A 14,447-nucleotide genomic window follows, 5' to 3' on the forward strand; every position below is an offset into this window, starting at 1 on the left:
TCCGCAATGTCTTACAAGTCAATCATCGTCAACCTCGCCATCGATGCGGCTCCTGCACCCATTGTAAAGGTGGGGGTCGAGCTCGCGGAACGGTTCGGAGCCCGTCTTATCGGCTTGGCGGCAGCCGATGTTCCGCCCCTGGTCGCGACCGGCGAAGGCATGGTCTACGAAGGCGAGATCATGCAGATCCAACGGACGGAAATCGAAAAGCGGCTTGCCGAATTGCGTGCCGAGTTCGAGAGGCTGGTTCCTGCGTCGATCTTTAGCGAATGGGGCCAGGCTGTTTGCAGCCCGACCCGGTTCCTCAGCGTTTCGGCCAGAGCGGCCGATCTTATCATTACCGGCCAGACAGGAGACAATGTGTTTCGCGCCGTGGATGTCGGCAGTCTGACACTGGGTGCCGGGCGTCCGGTTCTGGTCGCCGCAACCAACGTCGAGCACATCCTTGCAAAAACCGTTCTCGTAGCGTGGAAAGACACCAGGGAGGCACGGCGGGCGATGGTTGATGCATTGCCTTTCCTGGCCAAAGCCAGCGAAGTGGTGATCGTCACGATTGACACCGACCGCGACGAAAGCATTCGTGACAGCCTCGCCGATGTCGCGGTCTTTCTCGAACACCATGGCATCAAGGCGCAAACCGAGCTGATCGCCGGCGAGGCTGACGGCGACCGGCTGCTGACATTCGCACGCTCGATTCATGTCGACCTCATCGTCTCGGGTGCTTATGGCCATAGCCGCTTGCGGGAATGGGCGTTCGGCGGCGTTACCCGCACGCTGATCGAAGAGAGTGGCATCAACCGCTTCATGTCGTACTGATGATAGGCGAAGCCGGCCAGCAATCCGTCTCGCCAGAGGACGGTGCCTATTGGTCGATCGAGACCAATGACCTCCTGCTACGTCTTGAGACCTCAGTCTCGGGGCTGGCTTCGTCCGAAGCGGCATCGAGGCTCGCAAAATTCGGCCGAAACACACCAGCGTCGACGTCAAGCGCGTCGGCCTTGGCAGTGTTTGCCCGTCAGTTCCGCAGCCCGCTGGTCCTGATCCTCATTTTCGCGGCCAGCGTGTCGGCCTTCGTCGGGGAGGGCCAGGAGGCTGCGATCATCGGCGCGATCGTGCTGGCAAGCTGCGTCCTGAGCTTCACCCAGGAGTACGGTGCGTCGCGGGCGACCGAAGCACTGAAACAGCGTATTTCGCGCAAGGCTATTGTGTTGCGCGACGGCGCCGAGTGCTCGATCGCCGCCGAAGATATCGTGCCGGGCGACGTGATCCGGCTTTCGGCCGGAAATCTCATCCCTGCCGACGGTATCATTCTGGATGCGCGCGATTTCAATGTCAGCGAGGCTGTGCTGACCGGCGAGACCTTTCCCGCCGTGAAGACACCGGGACGATCGGCGCCGGATGCCGCGCTCACACTACGCACCAATGCGGTCTTTACGGGAACGTCCGTCCGTAGCGGCACCGCAACCGTGCTTGCAGCAGCAACCGGCACCCGCACGGAGTTCGCGTCGATCGCCGCGACCCTGGAGCGACAAATCCCCGAAACAGGGTTTGCCCGAGGCATCCGGCTGTTCGGCTATCTGATGACCGAGATCATGCTGGCGATCGTCATCCTGGTGTTCTTCGCCAATCTGCTGCTGCAGCGACCGCTGATTGAGTCGCTGCTGTTTTCGCTGGCACTCGCGGTGGGCCTCACGCCCGAGCTTCTCCCGGCTATTATCAGTGTGACCCTTGCTCGTGGTGCCCGCGCCATGGCCGCCAATGGCGTCATCGTGCGCCGTCTCGATGCCATCGAGAACCTAGGCAGCATGGATCTGCTGTGCACCGACAAGACGGGGACGCTGACGGAAGGCGTCATCCACCTGGATGGATGGCTCGATGTCGATGGCAGTCCGTCAACCGATGTTCTGCTCTGGGCACGTCTCAACGCGACCCTGCAGACCGGACTGAAGAACCCGCTGGACGAGGCAATCGCCGGCGCGCCGGGCGAGGGCGCATCATTGGCGGCTTTCACGAAAGTCGACGAAATCCCCTATGATTTCATTCGCAAGCGGCTATCCGTCGTGGCGCGGACCAAGGACGTCCAGGACCTTCTGATTAGCAAAGGTGCCGTACAAAATGTCCTCGAAACCTGCAGCTTCGTCCGAACGGCCAAGGGGCTGGAACCTCTCAATGAAATGCGTCGTGCGGCAATCGACGAAAAATTCCGGCGCTGGAGCGCGGACGGCTACCGCGTTCTGGGCCTGGCAATCCGTCGGTTTGAGAGCGCGAAAACGTTCAGCAGGAAAGACGAGATCGATCTCGCCTTTGCGGGCTTCCTGCTTTTCCTCGACCCGCCAAAGAAAGGCGTCAAGGAGACGCTTGCCGAGCTCGCCCAGCGCGGCATTGCGGTAAAGGTCATTTCTGGAGACAACCGTTACGTTGCCGCGCATCTCGCCCAGGCGATCGGCTTGCGCGCCGACAGGATCATGACCGGCGAGGAGCTGTCGAAATTGACGAAGAGCGCGCTCTTTGCAGGCGTGCAGCACACCGACCTGTTCGTCGAGATCGATCCCAACCAGAAGGAACGCATCGTTCAGGCCTTGCGGAGCAGGGGCCATGTCGTTGGTTATCTTGGCGACGGCATCAATGATGCGCCCGCGCTCCATGAAGCAGACATAGGCATCTCGGTCGACACCGCTGTCGATGTCGCGCGCGAAGCGGCCGATATCATCCTTCTCAAGCAGGATCTCGGCGTGCTGGTGCGCGGCGTCGACGATGGCCGCAAGACCTTCGCGAACACGATGAAGTACATTTCCATCACCACCAGCGCCAATTTCGGCAACATGATCAGCATGGCTGTTGCCTCGCTGTTCCTGCCTTTCCTGCCGCTTCTGGCCAAGCAGATCCTGCTCAACAATTTCCTTTCCGACGTTCCTTCACTCGCCATTGCAAGCGACAACGTCGATCCCGACCAACTGCGCCGGCCTCGCCACTGGGATATCCGTTTTGTGCGGCGGTTCATGATCAGCTTTGGCTTGGTCAGTTCGCTGTTCGACTTTGCGACCTTCGCATTCCTTCTGTTCTTCGCGCATGCCACGGAGGCCGCATTCCAGACCGCGTGGTTTGTCGAGTCGTTGCTGACGGAGCTTGCCATTGTGCTCATTGTGCGCACGCACAGGGCTTTCTGGGCGAGCCGTCCAAGCCCGTTGCTTGCCTGGCTTACGTTGGCTGTCGGGATTATCGCGATCATGATCCCCTACCTGCCGTTTGCAACCTGGTTCGGCTTCGTGCCCTTGCCTCTGCCCGTGCTTGCCGGGCTTGTCGCAATTACCGCGCTCTATCTACTCGCCTCGGAGGCGACCAAGCGCTGGTTTTTCGGACAAGAGAAGCGTCAGTCGCTCCGGAAGAGGGCGGGGCAGTTGGTCCAAAGCGGATCCAAGCCACATGCAGCCTACTCGGGATCACAGGGCCGTGGGGAGGCTTGAAGCGATGATGAAAAGAAGCGCAGGCATTCTGCCCTATCGTGGATCGAACAAGGGGCTGCAGGTGCTGCTTGTCCATCCTGGCGGCCCGTTCTGGCAAAGACGTGATCTTGGTGCCTGGTCGATTGCCAAAGGCGAGTATGACGAAAGCGAGCTGCCCGAAGCAGCGGCACGGCGCGAATTCAGGGAAGAGACAGGCTGGGAGCCCAAGGGGGCCCTGCTCACTTTGGGTCAATTGCGCCAGCGAGGAGGCAAACTCATCACGGCATTCGCGTTCGAAGGCGACTTCGATACCGCGACGTTGCGCAGCAACCTGTTTGAGATGGAATGGCCGCCACGCAGCGGCCGAGTACAATCGTTTGCCGAGGTCGATCGTGGTGAATGGCTGGATTTAGCACTGGCCAGAGACAAGCTGGTTGTCGGTCAACGGCCATTTCTCGACCGCCTCGTCGCTTCGGTTTAGCGCTCAAGAGGTTGTCAGATGATCGTCTGTTGATCGAGATCAACGCCGCCGGCCGCCAACATGCCAATGATGGCCGGTAGGCAGGAGTGATCACCATGACCTTTCTCGATTACCTGATTTCAGTTGATGCCAGAACCACCTTGATGGACCGCATGATGCGGAAGCTCGGCGTCGACAGACAATTGAAAGTCGTAGCCGACCATGCCGCCGTCACCAGCCGGGCAGTGGATCGCTGCCGTTCCTGCGGGCATCAGGACGAATGCTCGGTCTGGCTCGACGAACACCAGCAAGCCGATAACCCGCCAGACTATTGCCGCAACAGCGACCTGATCGCTCGACTGCAGCATGCGGCCGGCCAACGGTAGTCATTCGAGTACTCCGCCTGGACGATGTCGTGCTGTCCGTGTTTTGACGAGAGTCAACGCAAACCGAGTTTTGCAGTTGATAGGTTTGCATTCCACGGGACCAGGCAGTTGGACACTCTATTTTTTCTGGAAGCATTCCTGCTCTTTGTCGCACCAGGGCCAACCAACGCTCTTTTGCTGGCGGGGTCGGTGAAGCGAGAGAAAGCGGTCAAGCTCTTGGCCGCTCAGGCATGCGGATACGGGATCGCATCCGCGTGCTGGTTTTCACTGCGTCCCTTCATGTCGTCCGATACTATTCAGATACTCAGGCTGGTAGCAGCCGGGTGGCTCGTCATTCTTGGCTTGCGTCTAACGGTGAGCGCTCGGATCAACGCTTCCAAAAGCGGCGACGCCATTTCTGTTGCGGTGACCAGTGCTCTCAATCCGAAGGCCTTCATCTATTGCCTGGCTATCGTGCCGATGAACATCGAGCCGCGCGCGCTGGGGATCTTCTGGGTTGCGCTGCTGGTAATGACAGCCGCCACCGGATCGGTGTGGCTTTTGCTGGGTCGGCACTTCAGCGGTGGCAAAACACTGGTAGAAAAAGTTGCGGGCGCGGCGCTTATTGGCTTTGCCCTGTTGCTCCTTCGACCGTTGATACCCCTGGTTGCGCCCTAAGCGCGGCGAAGCCTTGGGCGAGGACTAGCAACACAGAGAGGCAATGGTGCCTCGGTGCGGATCAATGGTCTACTCCGCTACGAAACAAGGACGACCGAGACGGGATCGGCGCAGAAGAGATTATCCTTGACAGCATTGACGCCGGAGACGTTTTCGGCAGCGACTATCGCTGCCTGGCGCTCGCGTTCGTCGAAGATGGCGCCGCTCAGTGTCACCACGCCCTTGTCTACAGTTACGTTGATCAAGTCGTTGCCGGCCCACTTCTGCGTCGTAAGCTTGCCAATGATGTTCTGCCGAATCTGTTCGTCATCGATGACCGTAGCAGCTCCATCAGGAAGGACGCCCAGCAATGCCCGCAGAAGATCAGAGCGAGTGATGATGCCGACGATTTTCCCAGCTTCGACGACCGGAATGCGTTTGACATGGTGACGCGTCATGAGCTCGACGACTTTCGCGAGCGATGCTGCAGGGGATGCCGTCACGACATCTTGCGACATCACCTCCTCAACCCGTCGACCATTGGCGCGGACATATTCGTCGGCGGCCTTTCCGGGGCTGACGAGAAATTCCAGCCAGCGCGAGCGCTTGCGCTCCGTGCCCAGTTCCCCGCGTCGCAGGAAATCGCCCTCGCTGACGATCCCCACCAGCCTGCCGTCGTTGCGAATGACGGGGAGGCCGCTGACCTTTTTGGAGAGCATCAACCCGGCCGCCTCGGCGATCGATGCGGACGGGTCTATGCCGACGACTGGTTTGCTCATGATGGCTTCGGCTTGCATGTTCGCTCTCCGGAGTTTTCCAACGTCCGGCTTCTTTAGACTTCACATGAACGAAGCGCCTTGATCTGAATCATTTTTCCGTCGAGGCAAATAGTCCAAAACCTTGAATGACGGGGCGCGAACCGGTCAACCGGCTATCGCGGTCTTGGCGACGTTCACCCCAAGTTCGTAGACAAGCAGTCCACCGTAGTAGGCCGTTGCAGTGACCAGAAATGCTCCGCAAACTTCGATCAGAGGAATGGCGATGGTCACAGCCCGAAACTCGCGATTCCGTATCCAAAGCGTGAGCCTCACAAGTCCCCAGATCAGGAAGGCAAGGGCAGTGATACCTCCCAGGCTCTCGTGGATCTCCGCGATGTCGCTGCTGAAGCCGGCCGCTTCGGCATGATCCAGCGCAAGACCTCCGAAGAACCAGGTCCCCATAGCCAACATTCCGGCAGCCAGGGCCACAAAAGTAGAGATCGTACCGGCGCCCGATCTCCTGGTGACGGCGCTGCCGCCAACCAGCGCTACAAGGTCGATAGCCACGAGCATGTAGATCAGAACAATAGGAAAATGAACAAGCATGGGGTGGATATGTTGAATGGGGATCACGAAAACTCTCCAGAAATTGGCAAGAGACTTGGATGATTGGCCGGCTTTGCAGCGAGCCTTGGCCCACGACATCGGCAAGCGTCATGTGCTGCGGTGGGCCACGCACAGCGTAGGGAAGACCTAGTCGTTATCGTCGGCTTCATCGCCTTGCTGGTCGTCACACGCATCTTCGCCGCCCTTGATGGCTTTCGGGGTGGAGGCGTCCTGCATGGGGATGGCCTGCAGATCGATCGGACCGGATGGGACAACAGACGATGACGCCCCACATGATCCTTCGTCCGATTCAGCTGCCGCCGGCAGGGCAAAGATCGTGAGGCTTGCAAGTGCTGCAAGGACAAGCATGGAGTTGCGCATGGTCTCGTATCCTTCTCAGCGCGGCCATGATTGGACGCGATGATGCCTTGATATGGACCCTTTGCTTGCTGTGGGCTGAGGATAACTGACAGCAAATTGAAAGCTGCAACGTGCGACATGCCTTGCTGATGAAAAGACAATGGAAGCGTTTGGCGGTGCTGGGTCTCGCGGGACTTGTCCTGGCAATGCCTCTCGCTGCCCGTGCCGACGAGGACGATGACGGCGACCATGACCGGGCGCGGGATTTGTACGAACGCGGCGAAATCAAGGGCCTTGCCAATATACTTGACGTTGTCCGCGCCAAAGCTCCTGGCGATGTTGTTGCGGTCGATCTCATCCGCAAGGCCGACAGATGGGTCTACCGTTTTCAGGTCGTGGGTGCCGATGGCCGGCGAAAGACCGTCGACGTCGACGCCGGCGCCGGCGCCATCATGCGCGATGGGGAGGGTGACTGATGAAGATCCTCCTGGCCGAAGACGAGCCCCGTATCGCTGCCGATATCGCGACCGCCCTCAAGGCATCCGGAATGGCGGTCGATATCGTAAAGGATGGTGAAGCTGCCTGGTTCGCAGGCGATGTCGAGAATTATGACGCCGCGATTCTGGATCTCGGATTGCCCAAGCTCGATGGCCTTACGGTCTTGAAACGTTGGCGGGCCAATGAGCGCAGGTTTCCGGTTCTCATCCTGACCGCAAGAGGCATGTGGACCGAACGCGTCGACGGCATCAATTCCGGTGCTGACGACTATCTTCCCAAGCCTTTCGAAATGGAAGAACTGCTCGCCCGGTTACGGGCAATCCTGCGTCGCTCGGCCGGCCAGGCGGCACCCGTGTTGCGGTCCGGGCCGCTGCTCTTGGACACACGCCAGATGCGCATTTCGCTACGCGGCATTCCCGTTGCGCTTTCGCCGCTGGAATACCGGCTCCTGGCGTTTCTGATGCACCACGCCGGCCGGGTGGTGGCGCCGACCGAACTTGCCGAGCATTTGTACGATTCAGGCAACGACCGCGATCCGAACACGATCGAGGTGATCGTCGCGCGCCTGCGTCGCAAGCTCGGGAGCGACGTCATCGAAACGAGGCGCGGATTCGGGTATCTGATGCCCGACGATTCCCGCTGATGGGCAACTCGATCCGGTTCAGGCTCTGGTTGGCGGCGACGATCTCGATCCTTGTCGCACTCGCTATCGCCGGCGTTGGATTGCGCTATCTGTTCGAACTGAACGTCGAGCGGCGCGTTGTCAGCGAGCTGACAGTCGACCTGAACGATCTTATCGGCGCGACCAATTTCGCCGCCGATGGCCGGGTTTCGGTCCGGGCGACCTTGGCCGACCCACGTTTCTCCATTCCTTTTTCCGGCCACTACTGGCAGGTGCAGGACACTGGTTCCGGCAACCTTGTCCGCTCGCGTTCACTATGGGACGCGACGCTTGCCTTGCCTGATCGCGCAACTAACGGCGAATTCAGGGAGATCAAGGAATTCAAGGGGCCACAGGGGGAGCTTACCATCGCCGTCGAGCGCACGATCATCGACGCCAGTGGCCGATCGTTTCGCGCCGTCGTGGCGGAAGACCATCAAACGGTGAAGGAATCCATCGATGGGTATGTCCGCGATCTTGCGCCAGCCCTTGTTCTGCTCGCCATTGCTCTCATGGCGGCCTTCTTCATCCAGATCACCGTCGGTCTTGCGCCTCTGGAGACCTTGCGGGTTTCGGTCAGAAACGTGATTGCGCAGCGATCAGCACGGCTCGATGTGGTGGCGCCAAGCGAGGTCCAGCCGCTCGCGGACGAAATCAATCGTCTTCTCGATGCCCAGGAGAAGGCGCTTGCGCGAGCCCGCTCGCGCGCCACCGATCTGGCGCATGGCCTCAAGACACCGCTGCAAGTGCTGTCGGCCGACATTCGGGCCTTGCGCAAGAAAGGCGAGACGGATCTGGCTGACGAGATCGAAAAGAGCGCCGGAGCGATCCGACGCCATGTCGAGCGGGAGCTCGCGCGCGCGCGCCTCGCCCCCGGCGTTTCCGGCAAGGCATCCTGCCTCGTGTCGGACGTCGCGGCTGGCGTCATTGCCGTCGTCAAACGGACACCAAGCGGCAAGCAGCTTTCTTTCAAGCTGGATGTCGCGGAAGATCTGACGGCGCCAATCGACGAAGGCGACTTGTCAGAAGTTCTCGGCAATCTGGTCGAGAATGCCGCGCGCTATGCAAAATCGTCAGTCCGTGTCGGTGCATCCACTGCCTGGGACGAGGTGACCGTCACCGTCGCCGATGATGGCCCAGGTATACCGGATGCCGACCGGGAGTCCGCGCTGTCACGTGGTGTCCAGCTCGACAGCAAGGGCGGCAGCAGCGGTCTTGGCCTGGCCATCGTATCCGATATCGTCGAAGCCTATGGTGGACGCCTTGCCATGGCCAACGCCGATCCGGGCCTTGTTGTGACCATTTCATTGCCGCGACACAGTTGAGCGTGCTTCAGGCAAAACCCGGGAAATAGTCGACCTTTATCTTCGAGCGGCGAACGCCCATGGCCAGCAGCTTCTGGCGCAGCGCCTTGACCATCGCCTGCGGGCCGGAAATGTAGAAAGTGCGCTCGAGGTAGTCGGGTATTGCCAGACGTATCAGGCGCTCGTCGATGTATCCGGGATATTGCCCGCGCTCGCCACCGCGCGCCACAGCGTGGATCGTCTTGATACCAAGCTCCTGTCTGGCTGCGCCAAGCACCTCGCGATAAGCGATGTCCTGCTGGCCTTCGGTTCCGTAGAGGATGACGATCGGTCGCCGCTCCTTGCGGTCGAGGAGATATTGCAGCATCGAGCGGAACGGCGTGATGCCGATGCCTCCGGCCAGGAACGCGATCTTGGTTTCACGCCGGGCGGGCAGCGTGAAGTTGCCGGCCAGTTGCGCGGCGTGGATCGTGCTGCCCGGCTTCATGGTCATCAATTCGCGCTTGAAGGCGCTCGATTGCGGATAGAACTTGACGCCGAGGCGGACTGTTTCCTCCGTCGGCGCCGATGCGACCGTGAAATAGCGGCGGTTGCCGCGATTGTCGGCACGATCGAGGCCAAGCGTCCATTCGAGATACTGGCCGGCTTCAAAGGCGAGCTTGCGCGGCGACCGGAAGATGAAGTCAAAGCTGTCGACGGCTGATTGCTCGATGCGTTCGAGCGTCAGCACAAAGCGTCCCTTGGGGCCCGCCGCATAGGCAAACAGGTTGCCGGCGAGCAGCGCCAGTTCCGGGGTGAAATAGAACGAGCCGATATGGATGTTGGGAGCAAACAGAAAGCCGACGATGGCGGCAAAGGCGATGCGCGGCCATCGCATCGTCGGTGCCGTCAGCGGCTCGGTCAGCATCACTAAGGCAAAGAACAGCAGCGGCGATGAACCCAATGTCTCTGGGAGCGCGGTCCAGTATTGCGACGGGTCCGTGGTTGCCAGAATGGTCGCCAGCGCCACGACAACGAAGGTCGAGACAAGGTCAAGCCGGCGCAGTTTCCGGACAATAAGCATGCCGCCAATGAGCACGAGCGGAAGCAATGGCAGATTGCCGCCCACCCACCATGTGGCCGGTTGGTCGAGCAGCAGCGCGGACAGCGCCACGCCCAGCGCAGCCGGGTTGAAAAGGTGCTTCCGTCCGATGGCGAAAATGAACTTGGATGAAATCGCCCAGACGGCTGCGAATGCCACCGCCGCAATCCCCTTTATGTCCGTAACCGCAACAGGATCGAGGATAAGGGCCAGGATGAGTGCGGTGATGTAGACGGACTCGTTGTTGGCCGGGACTGCGAAGACATGCGCAAAGACCTTGTTGGTGATCCAGCAGGCGGCCAGCGCAAGCGCCGTCGTGAAGGCAAGCGCAATCGGATCATGTGGCACCAGCTTGACGAAGCCGAGCACGAACGCCGCGCCGACCAGCGCCATCAGATAGTAGAGGACAAGCCTGTACATGGTCAGGTGATCGAGAAATCGGTCGATGGTCTTGATCATGGCAGGCAAAGGGCTCCGAACCCGGTTGTCGGCGTGGCGCGGCCATTGGCATCGACGAGATAGCCCTCCAGGCCGGGCGTCTGCTCGATGAAGAGAATGCCGTCCCGACCCATGGCGAAGGCCGCGGTGGCGAAACGATCGGCTTCGAGCACGTCGGTTCCGATCACGGTCAGGCTGATGATGTCCTGGATCGGGCTGCCAATTCCGTGCGGATTGTAGATGTGTTGACCGCGGACATAGGTGCCGGAGGTTGCGACACCGCGACCGCGGGGATAGACGACCTTTACGATCTCGTCCGCGTTGAAGGGATTGCGGATGCCGACGCTCCAGTCATGGCCCGATGCATTCTTGCCGCAGGACTGGATATCGCCGCCGGCCTCGATGAAGAAATCGCTGATGCCGGCCCGTTGAACGATCCCGGCCGCATTGCGAATGGCCCAGCCCTTGACGATGCCGGAAGGATCGAGCGAACCGTCGGGCTTGCGAATATCGAAGTATCCATCCGTCTCGTCGTTCGTCTGTTTGGCAATGGCCAGCACTTCCATCATCTCGCCGCTCCAGTCGACGACCGGAACGTCGCCGCGGTTGATGGCCGCGATCTCGCTGTCGGCCCGGTACGTGCTGAAGCGCCGGTCGATATGCTCGAAATAGCCGAAAACCGTGTCGATCAACTCACCGGCCGACGCGCCGCCGATGTCGACCGTGATGGGCATGCCCATCAAAATTCGCGTGTCGCGCATGGTCCTAAGACGACGCTTTCTTCAGCGCGCCGCGCAGCGACTGGATGAAAGCCCTGCTGGTCAGCGTCGCGCCCGAAATAATATCGACATTGGCGCTCTGGGCGCTGATCGCTTCGTCGCGCAGCATGGGCAGCGCCTGCCTGTTGATGTTGACGGAGGTGCGGCGATCGGAGGGATATTTCAACACTTTCAGCGCCGTAAGCTGCCCGCCCTGTACGAGGGCCTGAATCTGGATGATGCCGTAGTAGGCATCGGCCGCGGGGCCGGTGTAGACGCCATCGGCATAGCCCTTTGCGGCGAGCTTCATGCCCACCCGGACGACACGTGCTGGTGCATCCGGATATGCCGGCCTCGGCTGCGGGACTGATATGTAGATGGCGGGCGTTACGGCGAATGAAGGCGTTGATGACGCAGGATCGGTGACAGCCGGCGCCACTGGCTGCGCGGGCGGCGCTGGCGACGGTTGTGGTGCCACTGGAACCACTGTCTGTTTGACTGGATCATTTGGCCGTTCGGCGCGCACGGCTATGCCAGCCGTCGTTTCCCGGGCAATCGGGAACCTTGTCCTGAACCGGGGATCGAGGGGCGCCGGCGAGGTGCGGAGCACCGGCAAAGCCGCAGCGGATGCGGGCTCTTTTGGCTGCACGGAGGGCGCTTCTGCTGCGTCGGCCGGCAGCGCCTCGCCGAGCATATCGTTTGCCGGATCCTTGCCGGCCTGATCCCAGACATAAGCGCCCGAGGCGGCGATCACCAAAAGTGACAGGGCAATCTGTTTCATCGGAATGGTGCTTCCACATTGTACATTGCAAAGGTGACCCCTCCGGTCCGCTTCGGAGGCAATATCCCACAACCAAGCTGACAACTGGCTGTCAGGCGGGGGCTAACTGCGAGGACAGTCAAAGCTCGAGGGGGGACGGCAAATTGGCTTGTCCTAGATCAAGATTGTCGCATAGGCGGCGAGGTAGGAAGGTTCTCCCAAGCGAGGTAGCTGTCCATGATTGTTGCCAACGAGCCGGCCGGATACACCGGAACCCAGATATTGCTGCATTGGACAATCGCGGGGCTTATCATCCTTCAGCTTGTAATCGGTGAGGACATCAAGCCGGCTTACCGGGCGTTCTCGCGCGGCGCCGAGCCTGCAGTTGGCGACATGTTCGATGCGAATATTCATGCCTATGTCGGTTTGGCAGTTCTGGTGCTGGCGATCTGGCGGCTTGCGGTCCGTCTACGGCATGGTGTGCCGGCGGCGCCGCCCGCAGAAAGCGTCCTGCTGAAGCGGCTTGCCGCGACCGCCCATTTCCTGTTGTATCTTTTCATTTTCGGGATGCCGATTACCGGGGCGCTGGCATGGTTCTTCAGCTTTCGAGCGATGGGTGAGATTCACGAACTCGCCAAGCCGGTAATCATCATTGCCGTCGGCCTCCATGCCGCCGCGGCGCTATGGCAACATTTCTATGTGAAATCAGATGTGCTGGTCAGGATGCTGCGACCTGGACGGCGGGCGTCGTGATGTCATGAGCCGGCTGCACACTGAAAACCATCTTGTATCCCGCGTCGGCTGGTTGCGCGCTGCCGTGCTCGGCGCCAATGACGGCATTGTGTCGACGGCAAGCCTGATCGTTGGCGTGGCGGCAGCCGATGCCGCGGCCTCCAATGTTCTGGTGGCCGGCATCGCCGGACTGGTCGCCGGTGCGATGTCGATGGCGGCAGGCGAGTATGTCTCGGTCAGCTCACAGTCCGACACCGAACAAGCCGACCTTGCGCGTGAGAAAGGGGAACTGGCGACACAGCCGGATTTCGAGCGGCAGGAGCTTGCGGACATCTATGTCAAACGTGGCGTGGAGCCAACGCTTGCCTTGCAGGTTGCCGACCAATTGATGGCGAAGGACGCGCTTGGTGCCCACGCGCGCGACGAACTCGGTATTTCGGAGGTGACGACGGCCAGACCAATCCAGGCCGCGCTGACGTCTGCGGCCGCATTTTCGGTTGGCGCGGCCATGCCATTGGCGATGGTGCTTGCATCGCCGGCCGCCTGGCTTGCCGCAACGGTGTCTGTTGCCTCACTCCTGTTCCTGGCCGTGCTGGGCGCCATTGGGGCCAAGGCCGGCGGCGCCAATGTGTTGAGGGCAACTGTTCGCGTCACCTTCTGGGGCGCGCTGGCAATGGCGCTGACCGCGGGTATCGGTGCCGTCGTTGGCACCGCCATCTGACGGTCCCGAGATGGTTCAGCGCCAGTTTCTATGAAGTTGTGAAAGCGCAACGAGGGCGGTCCGAACGAGATTTGGGAACAGCTTCGCAAATCGCGGAGACGCCCGGACATGTTCGTCGACGAAATCATCAGGAAATGGCCGGCAACGCTGACTGTGCTGGTGAGACACAAGATGCTCTGCGTCGGCTGTCCGATCTTATCCCGAGTTTGCGCCAGCGCAAATTGTTCCCAGTCGCATCAGGCTAAATGGCATGGAACGGCGCAATGCCGCGAAGACGAAACAAAGGATAAATCGATGAAACTCTCCATCCTCGCCGCCGCAGTCTCCATCCTGGCGCTCGCCAGCGGCGCAAACGCCGAAGAACACGTGGTGCAAATGCTCAATAAGGGCGAAAAAGGCGCCATGGTTTTCCAGCCCGCCTTCGTGAAGGCCGCTCCTGGCGACACCGTGAAGTTCGTGCCGACCGACAAGACGCATGACGCCGAGTCGATCAAGGGCATGATTCCGGACGGCGCCGAGCCTTTCAAGGGAAAGCCTAGTGAGGAAATCACCGTCACGCTGACAAAGGAAGGCGTCTACGGCGTCAAATGCGCGCCCCACTACGGCATGGGCATGGTCGCACTGATCGTTGTCGGCAAGCCAGTCAATCTCGATACCGCCAAGGGGGTCAAGCATCCTGGGAAAGCAAAAACGGTGTTCGCCGACCTTTTCACCCAGGTTCCGGCTAACTGAAGCATCATACAGTCTGCCTGCCATAAGTGAGGCGGGCACGGGCCGGACGGACCGAGGGCGGCGGTTCATCCGGCCCTGTTCATTTGGAGATGCAGATTAGAGCGTTTCCTGTT

The 14,447-nt window shown here is 60.5% G+C and carries 17 protein-coding genes; 11 read left to right on the forward strand and 6 right to left on the reverse strand.

Translation table 11 applies throughout. The features are described from left to right. The first annotated feature begins 6 nt into the window (after positions 1 to 6). From AC56QX_RS23775 to AC56QX_RS23795, 5 genes are all read left to right on the forward strand, one after another. Positions 7 to 816, forward strand: a complete 810-nt coding sequence (locus AC56QX_RS23775; RefSeq protein ID WP_497117859.1) for a universal stress protein — start codon at positions 7 to 9, stop codon at positions 814 to 816. Further along, on the forward strand, positions 816 to 3,464 hold the full coding sequence (gene mgtA, locus AC56QX_RS23780; RefSeq protein WP_497110980.1) for a magnesium-translocating P-type ATPase: 2,649 nt from the start codon (positions 816 to 818) through the stop codon (positions 3,462 to 3,464). The genes AC56QX_RS23775 and mgtA overlap by 1 nt, the downstream gene beginning before the upstream one ends. 4 nt (positions 3,465 to 3,468) lie before the next feature. Beyond that, a complete protein-coding gene (locus AC56QX_RS23785) occupies positions 3,469 to 3,924 on the forward strand; it encodes an NUDIX hydrolase (protein WP_497110981.1) in 456 nt (151 codons plus the stop codon). A 95-nt stretch (positions 3,925 to 4,019) separates the two neighbouring features. Next, positions 4,020 to 4,289 carry a DUF6455 family protein gene (locus AC56QX_RS23790; RefSeq protein ID WP_044551386.1) on the forward strand — a complete coding sequence of 90 codons (270 nt, stop codon included), beginning with the start codon at positions 4,020 to 4,022 and terminating at the stop codon, positions 4,287 to 4,289. A gap of 108 nt (positions 4,290 to 4,397) precedes the next feature. Next, complete coding sequence (locus tag AC56QX_RS23795) at positions 4,398 to 4,946, forward strand: hypothetical protein (protein ID WP_497110983.1); 549 nt, start codon at positions 4,398 to 4,400, stop codon at positions 4,944 to 4,946. 77 nt (positions 4,947 to 5,023) lie between these two features. Here AC56QX_RS23795 and AC56QX_RS23800 read toward each other — a convergent pair whose 3' ends face one another. The 3 genes from AC56QX_RS23800 to AC56QX_RS23810 form a co-directional block, all read right to left on the reverse strand. Continuing rightward, positions 5,024 to 5,722 (reverse strand): CBS domain-containing protein, encoded by a 699-nt coding sequence (locus AC56QX_RS23800; protein ID WP_497110985.1) that lies wholly within the window; start codon positions 5,720 to 5,722, stop codon positions 5,024 to 5,026. Positions 5,723 to 5,848: 126 nt separating this feature from the next. Then, positions 5,849 to 6,316 (reverse strand): DUF2231 domain-containing protein, encoded by a 468-nt coding sequence (locus AC56QX_RS23805; protein WP_497110986.1) that lies wholly within the window; start codon positions 6,314 to 6,316, stop codon positions 5,849 to 5,851. 120 nt (positions 6,317 to 6,436) lie between these two features. Further along, on the reverse strand, positions 6,437 to 6,670 hold the full coding sequence (locus tag AC56QX_RS23810) for a hypothetical protein (RefSeq protein WP_497110988.1): 234 nt from the start codon (positions 6,668 to 6,670) through the stop codon (positions 6,437 to 6,439). A 155-nt stretch (positions 6,671 to 6,825) separates the two neighbouring features. Between AC56QX_RS23810 and AC56QX_RS23815 the strand changes: the two genes are divergently transcribed. The 3 genes from AC56QX_RS23815 to AC56QX_RS23825 are packed head-to-tail and all read left to right on the forward strand — an operon-like array spanning position 6,826 to position 9,133. Further along, a complete protein-coding gene (locus AC56QX_RS23815) occupies positions 6,826 to 7,125 on the forward strand; it encodes a PepSY domain-containing protein (protein ID WP_497110989.1) in 300 nt (99 codons plus the stop codon). Then, positions 7,125 to 7,790, forward strand: coding sequence for a response regulator transcription factor (locus AC56QX_RS23820; RefSeq protein WP_497110990.1), 666 nt, complete (start codon positions 7,125 to 7,127; stop codon positions 7,788 to 7,790). The genes AC56QX_RS23815 and AC56QX_RS23820 overlap by 1 nt, the downstream gene beginning before the upstream one ends. After that, positions 7,790 to 9,133 carry a sensor histidine kinase gene (locus AC56QX_RS23825; protein WP_497110991.1) on the forward strand — a complete coding sequence of 448 codons (1,344 nt, stop codon included), beginning with the start codon at positions 7,790 to 7,792 and terminating at the stop codon, positions 9,131 to 9,133. Before AC56QX_RS23820 ends, AC56QX_RS23825 begins: the two co-directional genes overlap by 1 nt. Before the next feature lie 7 nt (positions 9,134 to 9,140). On the opposite strand, the gene AC56QX_RS23830 is transcribed toward AC56QX_RS23825, so the two are convergent. Genes AC56QX_RS23830 through AC56QX_RS23840 form a run of 3 tightly spaced genes read right to left on the reverse strand, consistent with a single transcriptional unit; the run spans position 9,141 to position 12,170 of the window. After that, a complete protein-coding gene (locus tag AC56QX_RS23830; RefSeq protein WP_497110992.1) occupies positions 9,141 to 10,652 on the reverse strand; it encodes an RnfABCDGE type electron transport complex subunit D in 1,512 nt (503 codons plus the stop codon). Beyond that, positions 10,649 to 11,371, reverse strand: a complete 723-nt coding sequence (locus tag AC56QX_RS23835; RefSeq protein WP_497110993.1) for an FAD:protein FMN transferase — start codon at positions 11,369 to 11,371, stop codon at positions 10,649 to 10,651. Before AC56QX_RS23835 ends, AC56QX_RS23830 begins: the two co-directional genes overlap by 4 nt. Before the next feature lie 25 nt (positions 11,372 to 11,396). Beyond that, a complete protein-coding gene (locus tag AC56QX_RS23840) occupies positions 11,397 to 12,170 on the reverse strand; it encodes an FMN-binding protein (RefSeq protein WP_497110994.1) in 774 nt (257 codons plus the stop codon). Positions 12,171 to 12,386: 216 nt separating this feature from the next. Here AC56QX_RS23840 and AC56QX_RS23845 point away from each other — a divergent pair, with 216 nt between their 5' ends. The 3 genes from AC56QX_RS23845 (at position 12,387) to AC56QX_RS23855 (ending at position 14,334) form a co-directional block, all read left to right on the forward strand. Beyond that, positions 12,387 to 12,902, forward strand: a complete 516-nt coding sequence (locus AC56QX_RS23845) for a cytochrome b (protein WP_497110995.1) — start codon at positions 12,387 to 12,389, stop codon at positions 12,900 to 12,902. Positions 12,903 to 12,906: 4 nt separating this feature from the next. Beyond that, on the forward strand, positions 12,907 to 13,602 hold the full coding sequence (locus tag AC56QX_RS23850) for a VIT1/CCC1 transporter family protein (RefSeq protein ID WP_497110997.1): 696 nt from the start codon (positions 12,907 to 12,909) through the stop codon (positions 13,600 to 13,602). Positions 13,603 to 13,896: 294 nt separating this feature from the next. After that, positions 13,897 to 14,334, forward strand: coding sequence for a pseudoazurin (locus tag AC56QX_RS23855; RefSeq protein WP_497117861.1), 438 nt, complete (start codon positions 13,897 to 13,899; stop codon positions 14,332 to 14,334). Positions 14,335 to 14,447: the final 113 nt, after the last annotated feature.

The organism is Mesorhizobium sp. RCAM 06353, from assembly GCF_059683585.1.

What these genes read in the sequence shown, in the direction of transcription:
- AC56QX_RS23810 (WP_497110988.1), bottom strand. Translation starts at nt 6,670, where the DNA reads ATGCGCAACTCCATGCTTGTCCTTGCAGCACTTGCAAGCCTCACGATC.
- AC56QX_RS23855 (WP_497117861.1), top strand. Translation starts at nt 13,897, where the DNA reads ATGAAACTCTCCATCCTCGCCGCCGCAGTCTCCATCCTGGCGCTCGCC.
- AC56QX_RS23790 (WP_044551386.1), top strand. Translation starts at nt 4,020, where the DNA reads ATGACCTTTCTCGATTACCTGATTTCAGTTGATGCCAGAACCACCTTG.
- AC56QX_RS23820 (WP_497110990.1), top strand. Translation starts at nt 7,125, where the DNA reads ATGAAGATCCTCCTGGCCGAAGACGAGCCCCGTATCGCTGCCGATATC.
- AC56QX_RS23785 (WP_497110981.1), top strand. Translation starts at nt 3,469, where the DNA reads ATGATGAAAAGAAGCGCAGGCATTCTGCCCTATCGTGGATCGAACAAG.
- AC56QX_RS23835 (WP_497110993.1), bottom strand. Translation starts at nt 11,371, where the DNA reads ATGGGCATGCCCATCACGGTCGACATCGGCGGCGCGTCGGCCGGTGAG.
- AC56QX_RS23850 (WP_497110997.1), top strand. Translation starts at nt 12,907, where the DNA reads ATGAGCCGGCTGCACACTGAAAACCATCTTGTATCCCGCGTCGGCTGG.
- AC56QX_RS23840 (WP_497110994.1), bottom strand. Translation starts at nt 12,170, where the DNA reads ATGAAACAGATTGCCCTGTCACTTTTGGTGATCGCCGCCTCGGGCGCT.
- AC56QX_RS23845 (WP_497110995.1), top strand. Translation starts at nt 12,387, where the DNA reads ATGATTGTTGCCAACGAGCCGGCCGGATACACCGGAACCCAGATATTG.
- AC56QX_RS23775 (WP_497117859.1), top strand. Translation starts at nt 7, where the DNA reads ATGTCTTACAAGTCAATCATCGTCAACCTCGCCATCGATGCGGCTCCT.
- AC56QX_RS23800 (WP_497110985.1), bottom strand. Translation starts at nt 5,722, where the DNA reads ATGCAAGCCGAAGCCATCATGAGCAAACCAGTCGTCGGCATAGACCCG.
- AC56QX_RS23830 (WP_497110992.1), bottom strand. Translation starts at nt 10,652, where the DNA reads ATGATCAAGACCATCGACCGATTTCTCGATCACCTGACCATGTACAGG.
- mgtA (WP_497110980.1), top strand. Translation starts at nt 816, where the DNA reads ATGATAGGCGAAGCCGGCCAGCAATCCGTCTCGCCAGAGGACGGTGCC.
- AC56QX_RS23825 (WP_497110991.1), top strand. Translation starts at nt 7,790, where the DNA reads ATGGGCAACTCGATCCGGTTCAGGCTCTGGTTGGCGGCGACGATCTCG.